The sequence below is a fragment of the Nocardioides sp. SYSU D00038 genome (genome assembly GCF_016924665.1).
Taxonomy (GTDB): Bacteria; Actinomycetota; Actinomycetes; order Propionibacteriales; family Nocardioidaceae; genus Nocardioides.
This window is the reverse complement of sequence record NZ_JAFFJT010000022.1, coordinates 1-14,824: the sequence shown is the minus strand read 5'-3', so window position 1 is coordinate 14,824 and position 14,824 is coordinate 1. Positions and strand designations below refer to the sequence as shown.

Genomic DNA, 14,824 nt, shown 5'->3' with positions numbered 1-14,824 from the left:
TACCTCACCACGAACGGGAGAAACACCCATGCGCAAGACCACCAAGGGCGCCCTGGCCGCCGGCGCGGCCGCCGTCCTGATGCTCGGCGGAGCCGGCACCCTCGCCTTCTGGAGCGACGACGCCACGGTCAACGGCGGCTCCGTCGACGCCGGCCTGCTGAGCCTGACCGCCGGCACCTGCGACACCGAGTGGACCTACGCCAACGGCACGGACGCTGGCGAGGAGGTCGGCGAGATCGTCCCGGGCGACGCGATCACCAAGGACTGCACGTTCACGATCGCGGCCGAGGGCGACCACCTCACCGCCACGCCGACCGTCCCCGACGAGGTCGAGGTCGCGGACGTCACCGGCAACACCGCCGAGTCGCTCGAGCTGACCGTCGGCGCGAGCTACGCCGTCGACGGCGCGCCCCTGACCGGGGCCTCGGTGATCACCGAGGACAACAACGGCGACACCCTGACCGCGTCGATCACCGTCACCTTCCCGTTCGGCAACGCCGAGGGTTCGGCCGACGAGATCAACGTCAACGACACGCAGAACATCACCGCGACCCTGGACGACCTCACGGTGACGCTGACCCAGACCACGACCGGGCTCAACCCGAACGCCTGAGGTCCCGCTCGTGACGATGGTGGAGGCCGAGCGGCACCACCGCGCCCTCCCGCAGCCGCGCTCGCGCGTGCTGCCGGAGTGGCTGCGGTGGTGCGGCAGCGTGGTCATGTGGCTGGTCATCCTCGGGTGCCTGGCCGTGCTGACCGCTGCCGTGCTCGTCCCGCGCGTGGCCGGCGCGACGCCGTACACCGTCCTCACGGGCTCGATGCGGCCCGACCTGCCGCCCGGCACCCTCGTGGTGTCGCGGCCGGTCGAGCCCGGCGAGATCGGCATCGGCTCGGTCATCACCTACCAGCTGCGCTCGGGGCAGCCGCAGACGGTGACCCACCGGGTCGTCGAGGTCCGCAGCGACCTGTCCGGCGAGCTGTCCTGGCGCACCCGGGGCGACGCCAACAGCGCACCGGACCGCGGCTGGGTCCGTTCCGAGCAGGTCCGCGGCGAGCTGTGGTACGCCCTGCCGTGGGTCGGCCGCCCCACCCACTGGCTCACCTCCCACCAGCGCGGGGTGGCGGTCTACGTCGTCGGCCTCGGGTTGCTGGGCTACGCGGTGCTGATGTTCGCTCGGGCCGGGCACGACGTCCGGCGCCGGCGTACGGCGGTGCCGCGGTGATCCGGGCGCTCGGGGCCCTGGTCGCCCTGCTGTCCGCGGTCGTCGTCGTCCCGGCCGGGACGGCACGCGCGGAGGGCGAACAGCTCGGGCTCAGCCTCGACGGCCGGACCTGGAGCGGCTCGCTGCGCCAGCCGCTCTTCGACCCCGCGGTCCGCTGGGTGCCGGGCGACGTGCGCAGCGCCCGGTTCCTCGTGCGCAACCAGGCCGAGCAGGCCGCCGACCTCACCGTCTCGGTGGAGAAGGTGGCCCGCGACGCGCTGATCGAGACCGGGTGGCTGACGATCTCGGCCCGCGCCTCCGGCGGGAGCTGGACCGACGTCAGCAGCGCAGGCACCCACCTGCTCGTCCAGGCCGACGAGGTCGAGGCGGGCACGGTGGTGCCGGTCGAGCTCCGCGCCGACCTCGACTGGGAGGCACCCAACGCGACGATGCTGCTGGGCAGCGACCTCGACCTGCGGGTGACCCTGACCCAGTCGATGTCGGGCGGCGACGGCCCGGACGGCCCCGGCGGGCCCGACGGCCCCGGTGCCGGCCCGGACCTCGCCGGACTCGATGGCCTGCTGCCCGACACCGGAAGCGTCGTCCCGCGCTGGCTGCCCCCGCTCGCCGTCGCCCTGGCCCTGCTCGGAGCCGCGCTGGTCCTGGCCGGACGCCGCCGACGTGACGGCGGCGCCGCCGAGCAACATCCCTCCCCAGACCCCACCCCGGCCACCTCCCCGGCCGTCCCCACCCCTTCGGAGTCCCGCAGATGACCAAGCACCGCCCCCCCGCCCGTCGACGAGCCGAGCGACCCCGCCGCTCGGGCCGCGCCCGCGCCCTGCTCTCGCTGGGGGTCGTCGCGGCGCTGTCGGCCGGCCTCAGCGTGAAGGGCACCTTCGCGTTCTGGACCGACTCGGCGACCATCACCACGGGGTCGTTCTCCTCGGGCACCCTCGACATCACGCTCAACAACCTGCTCACCGGCGAGGGCGGCACCACCTCGCTGCCGTCGTTCACGTTGAGCGCGATGGTGCCGGGCGAGAGCATCGCGGCCAGCTTCCCGGTCGGCAACGCCGGGAGCGTGCCGCTGGTGTGGACCGCCGGGGGCACCGCCACCGGCAGCGGTCAGCCGCACTTCACCTTCCACCTCTTCTCCGGCACCGCCGCCAACTCCGGTACCGCGGCCGCCGGCAACCGCTCCGGCACCTGCTCCGGCGCCGCACTCGGCACGACGCAGGTGCTGCCGGCGCCCACGACGCCGCCCGCCGCGCCGGTGCTCGCGCCGCTGACGTCGACCGGCCGCACCCTCGCCCAGGGCGCCTCCGAGAACGTCTGCGTCGTCGTGGCACTGCCGGCCGCCGCCGACAACAACGCGCAGGGCAAGACCGTCAACGGCAGCCTGACCTTCAACGCCAAGCAGGTCGGGGCACCCTGACCCGATGAGACGACGACTGCGTGAGCTGGTGCTGTGGGCCGGGGCGGCCCTCGGCCTCCTCGCGGTGCTCGCGGGCGTCGCGGTGGCCTGGTTGGGCTTCAGCTTCCTGGTCTTCCGGTCCGGCTCGATGTCGCCGGAGATCGAGACCGGCGCGCTCGCGCTGGCGCGCACCGTGCCGGCGGCCGACCTGCGCGCCGGAGACGTCGTCTCGGTGCTCTCCTCGACCGGCGACCGGGTGACCCACAGGGTCGTCTCGAGCACCCTGCGCGGCGACGAGGCCACGCTGGTGCTGCAGGGCGACGCCAACTCCGCGCCGGACGACGAGGTCTACCGCGTCACCGAGGTCGAGCGGGTCTGGGCCTCGGTGCCGTGGGGCGGCTACGTCGTCGCCCACGCGCTGACCCCGCCCGGGCTGCTGGCCGCCGCCTGCCTCTCGCTGATGCTGGTCGTGGTCGGCTGGGGTGCACCGGCCGGGACCCGCGACCGCCGTCCGCGACGGCCCCGGCTGCGTCGGGGCCCGCCCCGTCACGCGGCCGCCCGGCGGCGTCGGCCCCTGCTGGTCGGCGGAACGGTGGTGCTGGTCGGGGCGCTCGGCGCCACGCTGCTCGGCGCGAGGGTCGACGCGACACTCGCCCGGTTCACCGACCAGGCCACGGTCACGACCGGTGCGTTCTCGGCGCAGACGCTCCGCCCCCCGGCGACCATCCGGTGCTTCAGCCCGGCGGCCGGTGCGGCCAGGATCGAGTGGACGCCGCCCACCAGCCAGGTGCCGGCGCCCACCGGCTACCGGCTGACCTGGATCGTCAACGGCACCGTCGTGGGGTACACCTACCCCGGGCCGGCGGAGCGGACCGCCCAGCCGCCACCGGGGTTCCTGCTGGGCGACACCACCTTCTCGGTGACCGTGGCGACCCGCTACGGCACCAGCTGGGTCAGCGCCGAGACCGGCCCGGCCCGGATCCGGGCGGTCACCGTGGTGGTGACTACCTACAGTTGTCCTGCGTGACCACCCTGCTCGCCGTCCGACCACCGCGGGCCGCCGCGCTGGCGGCAGCGGGGGTGGCGGTGGGACTGGTCGCGGTGCTGGTCGCGGTGCTGGCCTGGCCGGCGACCGACGCCCGGGCCAACGCCGACGTGGGCTCGGCCGAGCTCAGCCGCGACCGGGTGTCGTGGGGCACCTCGCTGGAGCCCGAGCCGCTGCTCTCGCCCGACCTGGAGTGGTGGGCCGGCGACGAGCGCTCGGTGACCTGGTGGGTGCGCAACACCGGCACCAGCACCACGGACGTCGACGTGGTGATCGCGCGCACCGCCGCACCCACACCCCTCGCGGAGGGTCAGCTGTCGCTCGCGGCCCGCGCCGGGCGCGGGGAGTGGACGGTGTTCACCGCGCAGGACGACGTGGTCGTGGTGCCGGTGCGCGACCTGGCGCCGTCGGCCACGGCCGAGGTCACCCTGCGGGGGTGGCTCGGACCGCAGAGCGCTCCCGCGGTGGTGCCGGTCGACCAGCTGACCTTCACCGCCGAGCTGGTCGCCCCCGACACCCGCCGGGTGGGCGAGCCGGTCGGCCGCGACAACGCCAACCTCGAGCTGATCCCCGTCTTCCTCACGGCCGCGCTGCTGCTGCTGGCCGTCACCTGGTGGACCACCCGCCGCTGGCGGCACCGCCCCGTCGACGGGTCCGACTCCTACCTGGTCTGAGCGAGACGGCGCGGACCGGACGGCGATGGGACCGGCGCACGGGGCGGTGGTGAGGAGTTCTAGCGTTGCCTCGTGCCCCCACCCACGATCGGCGTCCTCGCGCTGCAGGGCGACGTCCGCGAGCACGTCGCCGCGCTGACCGCGCTCGGCGCGCGGGCCACCACCGTGCGCCGGCCCGACGAGCTCGCCGCCGTCGACGCGCTGGTGCTGCCCGGCGGCGAGTCGACCACGATGGTCAAGCTGGCGCGCGCCTTCGGGCTCCTCGAGCCGCTGCGGGAGCGGCTGGCCACCGGGCTCCCGGCGTTCGGCACCTGCGCCGGCATGATCCTGCTCGCCGACCGCATCGTCGACGGCGCCGCCGGCCAGGAGACGCTCGGCGGGCTCGACATCACCGTGCGCCGCAACGCCTTCGGCCGCCAGGTCGACTCCTTCGAGGGACCGGTGGCGGTGCGCGGCCTCGACGAGCCGGTGCACGGGGTCTTCATCCGGGCGCCCTGGGTCGAGCAGGTCGGTGCGGGCGTCGAGGTGCTGGCCCGGGTGGCCACCGACGACGGCGAGCACCCGGTCGCCGTGCGCCAGGGCCGGCTGCTCGCGACGTCGTTCCACCCCGAGGTGGGCGACGACAGCCGGCTGCACCGGCTGTTCCTGGACCTGGTGGGCGGCTGAGCCACCCGCCGCCCCGGGGTCGGTAGGATCGGACGGCCGCCCGGCACGCCGGTGCGGCCGAGGACCTCGAAGACGAACGCAGACGACCGAGCCGCCGCGCGCCGCGTGGAGACGGCCGGCAGGAGAAGAGGGGCGCCATGTCCGGCCACTCCAAGTGGGCGACCACCAAGCACAAGAAGGCGGTCATCGACGCCAAGCGCGGCAAGATGTTCGCCAAGCTGATCAAGAACGTCGAGGTCGCGGCCCGGATGGGCGGCGGCGACCCGGCGGGCAACCCCACGCTCTACGACGCCATCCAGAAGGCCAAGAAGTCCTCGGTCCCCAACGACAACATCGACCGCGCGGTCAAACGCGGGGCGGGCCTCGAGACCGGCGGCGCCGACTACCAGACGATCATGTACGAGGGCTACGGCCCCAGCGGCGTCGCGATGCTCATCGAGTGCCTCACCGACAACCGCAACCGGGCCGCGATGGAGGTCCGCACCGCGATGACCCGCAACGGCGGCTCGCTGGCCGACCCGGGGTCGGTGTCGTTCCTGTTCAACCGCAAGGGCGTGGTGATCGTGCCCGCCGAGCAGGAGGGCCGCGAGGTCTCCGAGGACGACGTGCTGGAGGCGACGCTCGAGGCCGGCGCCGACGAGGTCAACGACCTCGGCGGGGCGTTCGAGGTCGTCTCGGAGCCCGGCGACCTGGTCGGCGTCCGCACCGCCCTACAGGCGGCCGGCATCGACTACGACTCCGCCGAGGCGTCGTTCGTGCCCGACAACAAGGTGGCGCTCGACAAGGAGGCCGCGGCCAAGCTGTTCCGGCTCGTCGACGTCCTCGAGGACCTCGACGACGTGCAGAACATCTTCGCCAACTTCGACGTCGCCGACGAGGTCATGGCCGAGCTCGACGCCTGAGCCGGTCGTCCGGGTCGTCGGGGTCGCCCGGGCCGGGCGTGTCGGTCCGCCGGTGGCGCGGACCGGCGGCTAGCGTGGTCTCCGAACACCTGTTCGGACGACGAGAGGCCACCGATGCGCGTGCTGGGGATCGACCCCGGGCTGACCCGCTGCGGTATGGGCGTGGTCGACGGGGACGTGGGGCGTCCCCTCACGCTGGTCGACGTCAACGTGCTGCGCACGTCGTCGTCGCTGCCGGTGGCCGAGCGGCTGGTGACGATCGAGAAGGGCGTCGACGCCTGGCTCGACGAGCACCGGCCCGACGCCGTCGCGGTCGAGCGGGTCTTCGCCCGCAGCGACGTCAGTACCGTGATGGGGACCGCCCAGGCCAGCGGTATCGCCATGGTCTGCGCTGCCCGGCGCGGCCTGCCGCTCGCGCTGCACACCCCGAGCGAGGTCAAGGCCGCGGTGTCGGGCAACGGCCGGGCCGACAAGGCGCAGGTCGGTGCGATGGTGACCCGCATCCTGCGCCTCGACGCGATGCCCCGCCCGGCCGACGCCTCCGACGCGCTGGCGCTCGCCATCACCCACATCTGGCGGGGCGGTGCCCAGGCCAGGATCGACGCCGCGCTCGCCGCGGCCGGCAGGAGGATCCGTTGATCGCCTTCGTCCGCGGCCAGGTGGCCGCCGTGACCCTGTCGAGCGCCGTCGTCGAGGTCGGCGGCGTCGGGCTCGAGGTGATGTGCACGCCCGGCACCCTGGCCACGCTGCGCCCCGGCCACACCGCGACCCTGCCGACCAGCATGGTGGTGCGCGAGGACTCGCTGACCCTGTTCGGCTTCGCCGACGAGGACGAGAAGCAGGTCTTCGAGCTCGTGCAGACCGCCTCCGGCGTCGGGCCGAAGGTGGCCCAGGCGATCACCGCCGTGCTGGCCCCCGACGACCTGCGCCGCGCGATCGCCTCCGACGACGTCAAGACGCTGACCAAGGTGCCGGGCATCGGCCAGAAGGGCGCGCAGCGGATCATCCTCGAGCTCAAGGACCGGATCGGCGCCCCGACCGGTGCGCGGCCCGTCGGCACGGTCGCGGCCGCGGCGCCGTGGCGAGACCAGGTGCACCAGGGCCTGGTCGGGCTCGGCTGGTCCGCCCGTGACGCCGAGAAGGCGGTTGAGGCGGTCTCCGACCAGGCAGGCGACGCCCCCGACGTGCCGTTGCTGCTGCGCGCGGCGCTGCAGACGCTGAGCCGGGCCTGACGTGCACGAGGACGACCTGGCCGCGGCCGAGGAACGACACCTGGGCTCGCTCACGGCCGCCGAGGCCGAGGGCGACGAGCGCGCCGTCGAGGCCGCGCTGCGCCCGCGCTCGCTCGACGAGGTGGTGGGGCAGGGCCGGGTGCGGGCCCAGCTCGGCCTGGTGCTCGAGGCGGCCCGCCAGCGCGGCCGCGCGCCCGACCACGTGCTGCTCTCGGGGCCTCCCGGTCTCGGCAAGACCACCCTGGCGATGATCATCGCCCACGAGATGTCCACCCCGCTGCGGCTGACCAGCGGCCCGGCCATCACCCACGCCGGCGACCTCGCCGCCATCCTGTCGGGCATGAACGAGGGCGACGTCCTCTTCGTCGACGAGATCCACCGGATGTCGCGCCCGGCCGAGGAGATGCTCTACATGGCGATGGAGGACTTCCGGGTCGACGTCGTCATCGGCAAGGGCCCCGGCGCCACCGCCATCCCGCTCGAGATCCCGCCGTTCACGCTGGTCGGCGCCACCACCCGCGCCGGGCTGCTCCCCGGCCCGCTGCGCGACCGGTTCGGGTTCACCGGCCACCTGGAGTTCTACGAGCCCGGCGAGCTCGACCTCATCGTCCGGCGCTCGGCCGGCCTGCTCGGCGTCGAGCTCACCGACGACGGCGCCGCCGAGATCGCCTCGCGGTCGCGGGGCACCCCCCGGATCGCCAACCGGCTGCTGCGCCGGGTGCGCGACTTCGCCCAGGTGCGCGCCGACGGCGTCGTCACCCTCGGGGTCGCCCGCGCCGCCCTCGAGCTCTACGAGGTCGACGAGCTGGGGCTCGATCGGCTCGACGCCGCGGTGCTCGACGTGCTCTGCCGCCGGTTCGGCGGCGGCCCGGTCGGCATCTCCACGCTGGCGGTCGCGGTGGGGGAGGAGCGCGAGACCGTCGAGGAGGTCGCCGAGCCGTTCCTGGTGCGCAGCGGCTTCCTCGCGCGCACGCCGCGGGGCCGGGTCGCCACCGCCGCGGCGTGGGCCCACCTCGGCCTGAGCGCCCCCGCGGGCTCGCTGCCGGGCGCCCCGGGCCCCGGCGAGGCCACCCTGTTCGAGGAGTGAGCGGGCGTCGTGGCGGGCCTCGTGGGCGCCGCGGACGGCGTCGTCGGAGGGACCGTCCGGACGATCGCGGGCGGATGCGACGGCGGGGGAGCGCCGGGGCTACACTGACCCGTCGGTCGGCCCCCCACGACGGTGTGGCCATCCCGGGGCATCCCCGTCCCGCACTCCCCAGAGGCATCCAAGAGGTCGTTTGTCGTGCAACAGTTCGCCCAGATCCTGCCGCTCGTCGGCATCGTCCTCCTCTTCTGGTTGCTGGTCATCCGGCCGCAGATGAGGCGACAGCGGGAACTCCAGCGCATGCAGTCGGCGTTGTCAGTCGGGGACGAGGTGATGCTGACGTCGGGCATCGCCGGCACCCTCCGCGAGACCCATGACGACTTCCTCCGCGTCGAGATCGCCGACGGGGTCAGCATCAAGGTCGCCCGTGGGGCGATCGGCTCCATCCTGACCGACCGCACCACCACCGAGCCCGACCCTGGTCACCAGGGCGAGCCTGAGGAGAGCTGAGAAGATGGCACGCAAGACCGCCCGGCCCGGTCGCACCCTGGTGGTGTTCTTCCTCGGGCTGGCGATCGCCTACGGGGCCGTGGCCCTGGGCAAGCAGTGGACCCCCGAGCTCGGCCTGGACCTCCAGGGCGGCACCCGGATCACCCTGATCGCGAAGGGTGACCCGACCGACGAGAGCATGGAGGAGGCCCGCCAGATCGTCGACCAGCGCGTCAACGGCTCGGGTGTCACCGAGGCCGAGGTGGTGACCGAGAGCGGTCGCATCATCGTGGTCGAGATCCCCGGCGAGACCCGGCGCGACCTGGTGGAGACCGTGCAGCGCCAGGCCCAGCTGCGGTTCCGGCTGGTGGCGTGCTCGCCGTTCGGCGGCGTCTGCAGCACCGGCGCCGGCACCGGCACCGGCGTGCCCGGCGACCCCGGCACCGGCCAGCCCGAGCCCGGCGCGGGCGTCACGGCTCCGGCCGACCCGGCCCCCGAGGGCCAGGGCGGCGGCCAGGGGAACGGCCAGGGCCAGGACGCCGGCCAGGGTGACGGTGCCGGCGAGGGTGCCGGCGAAGGTGCCGGCGACGGCGCGCCGGAGGGCAGCGCCAACCGCGCGGCGACGTCGTACGCCCAGGGCGAGACCCCGAGCGACGCGCCCAGCGCTACCGACGCGCCTACGGACGCGCCCAGTGACGCACCCAGCGACGCCCCGACCCCCGACGCCTCCGAGGGCCCGGCCGCCGGCGGCACCGAGGGCGCCCAGGTGATCCCGGCCCCCGAGGGCGGACCCAACGTCGGCAAGCCGCTGGAGTGGTACAAGGCCCCCAACCAGGAGGCCATCGACGCCTACAACGCGTTCGAGTGCCCCCCGCCCGGCACCCCCGCGAACGTCGAGGACGACCCGGCCAAGCCGCTGATCAGCTGCGACACCGAGACCGGTGCCAAGTACCTCATGTCGGCCTCGATGATCGAGGGCACGGCGCTCAAGGACGCCGCGGCCGAGATCCCGCAGCAGTCGGTGCAGTACGTCGTGACCCTCAAGTTCGACGGCCCCGGCACCGAGAAGTTCGCCGAGATCTCCGAGAAGCTGTTCGGCACCGAGGACCTGTTCGCGATCGTCCTCGACGGCCAGGTGCTCTCGGCGCCCACCATGGAGGGCCTGATCACCAACGGCGAGGCCCAGATCTCCGGTGACTTCACCCAGGCCTCCGCCGAGAGCCTGGCGACCAGCCTGAAGTTCGGCGCCCTGCCGGTCGCGTTCGAGGACCCCTCGACCGAGACCATCGGCCCCTCGCTGGCCGGTGACCAGCTCAGCGCCGGTCTGGTCGCGGGCGGCTTCGGCCTCGGCCTGGTGCTGATCTACTGCATGCTCTACTACCGCGGCCTCGGCCTGGTCGTGGTCGCCTCGCTGCTCGTCGCCGCCGCGGCGACGTACGCCCTGGTGCTGCTGCTCAGCAAGACCGCGGGCTTCACGCTCACCCTGCCCGGCATCGCCGGCCTGATCATCGCGGTCGGTGTCACCGCCGACTCCTTCATCATCTTCTTCGAGCGCATCCGAGATGAGATGCGTGAGGGCAAGTCGATGCGGGTCGCGGTCGAGACCGGCTGGAAGCGGGCCAAGGTCACCCGCCTCGCGGCCCAGGTCGTCTCGCTGCTCTCGGCGGCGGTGCTCTACATCTTCGCCACCGGCGCGGTGAAGGGCTTCGGCTTCGCGCTGGGCCTGAGCACGATCGTCGACCTCGCGATCCTGTTCTGGTTCACCAAGCCGATGGTCTCGTGGCTCGGCCAGTTCCACTTCTTCAACAGCGGGCACCGGCTCTCGGGCCTCAGCAAGGGGACGCTCGGCATGGACGCCGCTCCCACCGTTCCGCAGGGAGGTCGCGCCTGATGGGCAAGTTCTCACGTCTCGGCAACGACCTCTACGGAGGCCGCAAGTCGATCGACTTCGTCCACGGGCGGGTGCTGTGGTACCTCGTCTCGACGGTGCTGGTCGCCGCCGCGATCGGCATCCTCGTGATCAAGGGGCTCAACTTCGGCATCGAGTTCACCGGCGGCACGCAGTACCGCGTGCCGGTGGCCGCCGCCGACGCCACCCAGGAGCGCGCCGACGAGCTGCGCGAGGCGGTCGCGGACGTCGGCATCGAGAACGCCGAGGCGCCGACCGTGACGACCGCCGGCGACGACAGCCTGCTGGTGCAGGTCGAGGAGCTCACCCAGGACGAGAGCGACCAGCTCGTGGAGGCGATCGAGGCGACCGTCCCCACCACCGGCGAGATCTCCCAGGACGAGATCAGCGCCAGCTGGGGTGAGCAGGTGGCCGAGCGGGCCATCCTCGGCGTGATCGTCTTCCTGGTGCTGGTGCTCATCTTCATCGCGCTGTACTTCCGCGAGTGGAAGATGTCGGTGGCCAGCTTCGTGGCGCTGGCGCACGACGTGATCATCACCGTGGGCGTCTACTCGCTCTCGGGCTTCCAGGTCACCCCGTCTGCGGTCACCGGCCTGCTCGCGATCCTCGGCTTCTCGCTCTACGACACGGTCGTGGTGTTCGACAAGGTCAAGGAGAACACCTCGGCCATGCGCGAGAACCGACAGACCTACGCCGAGGCCGCCAACCTCGCGGTCAACCAGACGCTGGTGCGCTCGATCAACACCGGCATCGTGGCGCTGATCCCGATCGGCGCGATCCTGTTCACCAGCGCGGTGCTGCTGGGCGCGAGCTCGCTGCAGGACCTGGCGCTCTCGCAGTTCGTCGGCATGGCGGTCGGCGTCTACTCCTCGATCTTCCTGGCCCCGCGGGTGCTGGTGCACCTCAAGGCCAACGAGACCGAGGTGGTGCTCGCCGAGCGCCGTGCCAAGGCCCGGGCCCGCGCCGCGGCCGACCGCTACGCCGCGGTGCCGGCGTTCACCGAGGACCTCCCGGTGGGCTCCGACCCCGACGGTGCCGACGACGACGACGACCTCCTCGGCGACGACGAGCCGCTCGACCAGCCGCGGGTGGCGCCGCAGCGGGCGTCGGAGGCGCTGGGCCGCGGCCGGGTGGTGCCCGAGCAGACCCGGCCGGTGCGCCAGTCGCAGTCGTCGGGCCGCCAGCAGCCGACCCGCCAGCCGCGCTCCAAGCGGGGCAAGAAGTGACCCAGGGCTCCGGGGAGCCGCGGACCGCCGCCGTCGAGGCGCTCCAGCGCCTGGTCGTCGACGTTCCCGACTACCCGGAGCCCGGGATCGTGTTCAAGGACATCACCCCGCTGCTGGCCGACCACGACGGCTTCACCGCAGTCGTGGCCGCGCTGGCCGAGGCGGGCCGCGACGCCGACGGGCGCGTGGTCGTCGACAAGGTGATCGGCATGGAGGCGCGCGGCTTCATCCTGGCCGCGCCGGTCGCGCTCGCGCTCGGCACCGGCTTCGTGCCGGTGCGCAAGGCCGGCAAGCTGCCCCGGGCCACGCACGCGGTGTCCTACGACCTCGAGTACGGCAGCGCCACCCTCGAGCTGCACACCGACGCCATCGCCCCCGGCGACCGGGTGCTCCTGGTCGACGACGTGCTCGCCACCGGCGGCACCGTGCGGGCGACCCGCGAGCTGGTGGAGCAGTGCGGGGGAGAGGTCGTCGCGTTCAGCGTGCTGCTCGAGCTGGGCTTCCTCGACGGCCGGGCGGCGCTCGGCGACCTCCCGGTCGTCTCGCTCCAGACCATCTGATCCGCTCGCGGGTCGACGCCTAGACTGGTCGGGTGACCGAGGACCGCGCCGCCCCGCCCCGGCAGGAGCGCGCGGCGCCCCGCCCCGGTGACCGCGGCGAGGGGCCCCCGTCGGCCCGCGGGATGCGCGCCCGGCTGGCCCGGGTCGGCACCCGGCCGCAGAGCGGCAACCCAGTGCTCGAGCCGCTGTTCCGCGTCGTACGCGCCAACCACCCGAAGGCCGACCTGGGCCTGATCGAGCGCGCCTACACGACCGCTGAGAAGCTGCACGCCACCCAGCTGCGCAAGAGCGGCGACCCCTACATCACCCACCCGCTCGCGGTGACCACGATCCTCGCCGACATCGGCATGACCGAGCCGACGCTGGTGGCGGCGCTGCTGCACGACACGGTCGAGGACACGCCGTACACCCTCGACCAGGTGCGCACCGACTTCGGCGACGAGGTGGCCCGGCTCGTCGACGGCGTGACCAAGCTCGACAAGGTCAAGTACGGCGACTCGGCGCAGGCCGAGACCATCCGCAAGATGATCGTCGCGATGTCGCGCGACATCCGGGTGCTGGTGATCAAGCTCGCCGACCGGCTCCACAACATGCGCACCCTGCGCTACGTCAAGCCCGAGACCCAGGAGCGGGTCGCGCGCGAGACGCTCGACATCTACGCGCCGCTGGCCCACCGGCTCGGCATGAACACCATCAAGTGGGAGCTCGAGGACCTCGCGTTCGCGACCCTGCACCCCAAGATCTACGACGAGATCGTGCGGATGGTGGCCGAGCGCGCGCCCTCGCGCGACCAGTTCCTCGCCGAGGTGATCAGCCAGGTCGAGGGCGACCTGCGCGAGGCCAAGGTCAAGGCGACCGTCACCGGCCGGCCCAAGCACTACTACTCCATCTACCAGAAGATGATCGTCGGCGGCCGCGAGTTCAGCGACATCTACGACCTGGTCGGCATCCGGATCCTCGTGGCCGAGGACCGCGACTGCTACTCCGTCCTCGGCGTGCTGCACTCGCGCTGGAACCCGGTGCTCGGCCGGTTCAAGGACTACGTCGCGATGCCGAAGTTCAACCTCTACCAGTCGCTGCACACCACGGTGATCGGGCCGCAGGGCAAACCGGTGGAGATGCAGATCCGGACCTTCGCCATGCACCGCCGCGCCGAGTACGGCGTCGCGGCGCACTGGAAGTACAAGGAGGACGGCCGGGCCGGCGTCGACACCGAGCGCCGCGGCGACCTCGACGACATGACCTGGGTGCGCCAGCTGCTCGACTGGCAGAGCGACGTCGAGGACCCGGGCGAGTTCCTGGAGTCGCTGCGCTTCGAGATCAACCGCGCCGAGACCTACGTGTTCACGCCGCGCGGCGACGTGATCGCGCTGCCCGCCGGCGCGACCCCCGTCGACTTCGCCTACGCCGTGCACACCGAGGTCGGCCACCACACGATCGGCGCCCGGGTCAACGGGCGGCTGGTGCCGCTGGAGTCGACGCTCGAGAACGGCGACGTTGTGGAGGTCTTCACCTCCAAGGCCCAGAACGCCGGTCCGTCGCGCGACTGGCTGGGCTTCGTCAAGTCGCCGCGGGCCCGCTCCAAGATCCGTCAGTGGTTCACCAAGGAGCGCCGCGAGGAGGCGATCGAGCAGGGCAAGGAGCAGATCGCCCGGCTGATGCGCAAGGAGGGGCTGCCGCTCAAGCGGCTGATGTCGCACGAGTCGCTCACCCTGGCCGCCGAGCACTTCAAGATCGCCGACGTGTCCGCGCTCTACGCCGCCGTCGGCGAGGGCAACCTGAGCGCGCAGGCCGTCGTCCGCCGGGTGATCGAGGTGCACGGCGGCGACATGGGCGCCCAGGAGGACCTGGCCGAGGCGGTCACCATCACCCGCCGCGGCCGGCCCAAGGCGCCGTCGGGCGGCGACGCGGGCGTGATCGTCAAGGGTGCGCCCGACGTGTGGGTCAAGCTGGCGAAGTGCTGCACGCCGGTGCCGCCCGACGAGATCCTGGGCTTCGTGACCAAGGGCGGCGGCGTCTCGGTGCACCGCACCGACTGCACCAACGCCGCGGAGCTGAAGAACCAGCCGGAGAAGCTGCTCGAGGTCGAGTGGGCCCCGACCGGTTCGTCGTCGTTCCTGGTCAACATCCAGGTCGAGGCCCTCGACCGGGCCCGGCTCCTCTCCGACATCACCATGGCGCTCTCCGACACCCACGTGAACATCCTCAGCGCCCAGCTCTCCACCTCCCGCGACCGGGTCGCCAAGAGCCGGTTCAGCTTCGAGATGGCCGAGAGCAAGCACCTCGACACCGTCCTCAAGGCCGTCCGCAGCGTCCCCGGCGTCTTCGACGCCTACCGCGTCACCAGCTGATCCCCGCCGAGTCGGGGGGTGTGGCGGGGCGGAGAGACCCCCACGCGACCCAGGGGGACGACCAAGGGGT

General features: G+C 73.2%; 16 protein-coding genes. All 16 read left to right on the top strand.

Annotation, left to right across the window (positions count from 1 at the left end):
* Positions 1 to 28 precede the first annotated feature (28 nt).
* The 16 genes from JT721_RS12485 (at position 29) to JT721_RS12410 (ending at position 14,754) form a co-directional block, all read left to right on the top strand.
* A complete protein-coding gene (locus JT721_RS12485; protein ID WP_205473472.1) occupies positions 29 to 613 on the top strand; it encodes an alternate-type signal peptide domain-containing protein in 585 nt (194 codons plus the stop codon).
* 16 nt (positions 614 to 629) lie between these two features.
* The gene (locus JT721_RS12480; RefSeq protein ID WP_240340671.1) at positions 630 to 1,223 is read left to right on the top strand and encodes a signal peptidase I; all 594 of its coding nucleotides are present in this window, start codon (positions 630 to 632) and stop codon (positions 1,221 to 1,223) included.
* Positions 1,220 to 1,975, top strand: coding sequence for a hypothetical protein (locus tag JT721_RS12475; protein ID WP_205473471.1), 756 nt, complete (start codon positions 1,220 to 1,222; stop codon positions 1,973 to 1,975). Before JT721_RS12480 ends, JT721_RS12475 begins: the two co-directional genes overlap by 4 nt.
* Entirely contained in the window at positions 1,972 to 2,637 is a 666-nt protein-coding gene (locus JT721_RS12470) for a TasA family protein (protein WP_205473470.1), read from the top strand. The genes JT721_RS12475 and JT721_RS12470 overlap by 4 nt, the downstream gene beginning before the upstream one ends.
* Positions 2,638 to 2,641: 4 nt before the next feature.
* Positions 2,642 to 3,643, top strand: coding sequence for a signal peptidase I (locus tag JT721_RS12465; RefSeq protein WP_205473469.1), 1,002 nt, complete (start codon positions 2,642 to 2,644; stop codon positions 3,641 to 3,643).
* The gene (locus JT721_RS12460) at positions 3,640 to 4,335 is read left to right on the top strand and encodes a hypothetical protein (RefSeq protein WP_205473468.1); all 696 of its coding nucleotides are present in this window, start codon (positions 3,640 to 3,642) and stop codon (positions 4,333 to 4,335) included. Before JT721_RS12465 ends, JT721_RS12460 begins: the two co-directional genes overlap by 4 nt.
* Before the next feature lie 72 nt (positions 4,336 to 4,407).
* Complete coding sequence (gene pdxT, locus JT721_RS12455) at positions 4,408 to 5,001, top strand: pyridoxal 5'-phosphate synthase glutaminase subunit PdxT (protein WP_205473467.1); 594 nt, start codon at positions 4,408 to 4,410, stop codon at positions 4,999 to 5,001.
* 137 nt (positions 5,002 to 5,138) lie between these two features.
* Entirely contained in the window at positions 5,139 to 5,903 is a 765-nt protein-coding gene (locus JT721_RS12450; protein ID WP_205473466.1) for a YebC/PmpR family DNA-binding transcriptional regulator, read from the top strand.
* A gap of 114 nt (positions 5,904 to 6,017) precedes the next feature.
* Positions 6,018 to 6,542: a crossover junction endodeoxyribonuclease RuvC gene (ruvC, locus tag JT721_RS12445; protein WP_205473465.1), complete on the top strand. Its 525-nt coding sequence runs from the start codon at positions 6,018 to 6,020 to the stop codon at positions 6,540 to 6,542.
* Complete coding sequence (gene ruvA, locus JT721_RS12440) at positions 6,539 to 7,135, top strand: Holliday junction branch migration protein RuvA (RefSeq protein WP_205473464.1); 597 nt, start codon at positions 6,539 to 6,541, stop codon at positions 7,133 to 7,135. The genes ruvC and ruvA overlap by 4 nt, the downstream gene beginning before the upstream one ends.
* Positions 7,136 to 7,175: 40 nt before the next feature.
* On the top strand, positions 7,176 to 8,222 hold the full coding sequence (ruvB, locus tag JT721_RS12435) for a Holliday junction branch migration DNA helicase RuvB (protein WP_374220886.1): 1,047 nt from the start codon (positions 7,176 to 7,178) through the stop codon (positions 8,220 to 8,222).
* Positions 8,223 to 8,417: 195 nt separating this feature from the next.
* On the top strand, positions 8,418 to 8,729 hold the full coding sequence (gene yajC, locus JT721_RS12430) for a preprotein translocase subunit YajC (RefSeq protein ID WP_205473462.1): 312 nt from the start codon (positions 8,418 to 8,420) through the stop codon (positions 8,727 to 8,729).
* A 4-nt stretch (positions 8,730 to 8,733) separates the two neighbouring features.
* The gene (gene secD, locus JT721_RS12425; RefSeq protein WP_205473461.1) at positions 8,734 to 10,599 is read left to right on the top strand and encodes a protein translocase subunit SecD; all 1,866 of its coding nucleotides are present in this window, start codon (positions 8,734 to 8,736) and stop codon (positions 10,597 to 10,599) included.
* On the top strand, positions 10,599 to 11,843 hold the full coding sequence (gene secF / locus JT721_RS12420) for a protein translocase subunit SecF (RefSeq protein WP_205473460.1): 1,245 nt from the start codon (positions 10,599 to 10,601) through the stop codon (positions 11,841 to 11,843). Before secD ends, secF begins: the two co-directional genes overlap by 1 nt.
* The gene (locus JT721_RS12415; protein WP_205473459.1) at positions 11,840 to 12,403 is read left to right on the top strand and encodes an adenine phosphoribosyltransferase; all 564 of its coding nucleotides are present in this window, start codon (positions 11,840 to 11,842) and stop codon (positions 12,401 to 12,403) included. Before secF ends, JT721_RS12415 begins: the two co-directional genes overlap by 4 nt.
* A 122-nt stretch (positions 12,404 to 12,525) precedes the next feature.
* On the top strand, positions 12,526 to 14,754 hold the full coding sequence (locus JT721_RS12410; protein WP_205473513.1) for a bifunctional (p)ppGpp synthetase/guanosine-3',5'-bis(diphosphate) 3'-pyrophosphohydrolase: 2,229 nt from the start codon (positions 12,526 to 12,528) through the stop codon (positions 14,752 to 14,754).
* Positions 14,755 to 14,824: the final 70 nt, after the last annotated feature.

Coding starts and splice junctions, on each gene's coding strand:
- JT721_RS12485 (WP_205473472.1), top strand. CDS start 29: ATGCGCAAGACCACCAAGGGCGCCCTGGCCGCCGGCGCGGCCGCCGTC.
- JT721_RS12480 (WP_240340671.1), top strand. CDS start 630: ATGGTGGAGGCCGAGCGGCACCACCGCGCCCTCCCGCAGCCGCGCTCG.
- JT721_RS12470 (WP_205473470.1), top strand. CDS start 1,972: ATGACCAAGCACCGCCCCCCCGCCCGTCGACGAGCCGAGCGACCCCGC.
- JT721_RS12465 (WP_205473469.1), top strand. CDS start 2,642: ATGAGACGACGACTGCGTGAGCTGGTGCTGTGGGCCGGGGCGGCCCTC.
- JT721_RS12450 (WP_205473466.1), top strand. CDS start 5,139: ATGTCCGGCCACTCCAAGTGGGCGACCACCAAGCACAAGAAGGCGGTC.
- ruvC (WP_205473465.1), top strand. CDS start 6,018: ATGCGCGTGCTGGGGATCGACCCCGGGCTGACCCGCTGCGGTATGGGC.
- secD (WP_205473461.1), top strand. CDS start 8,734: ATGGCACGCAAGACCGCCCGGCCCGGTCGCACCCTGGTGGTGTTCTTC.
- secF (WP_205473460.1), top strand. CDS start 10,599: ATGGGCAAGTTCTCACGTCTCGGCAACGACCTCTACGGAGGCCGCAAG.
- JT721_RS12410 (WP_205473513.1), top strand. CDS start 12,526: ATGCGCGCCCGGCTGGCCCGGGTCGGCACCCGGCCGCAGAGCGGCAAC.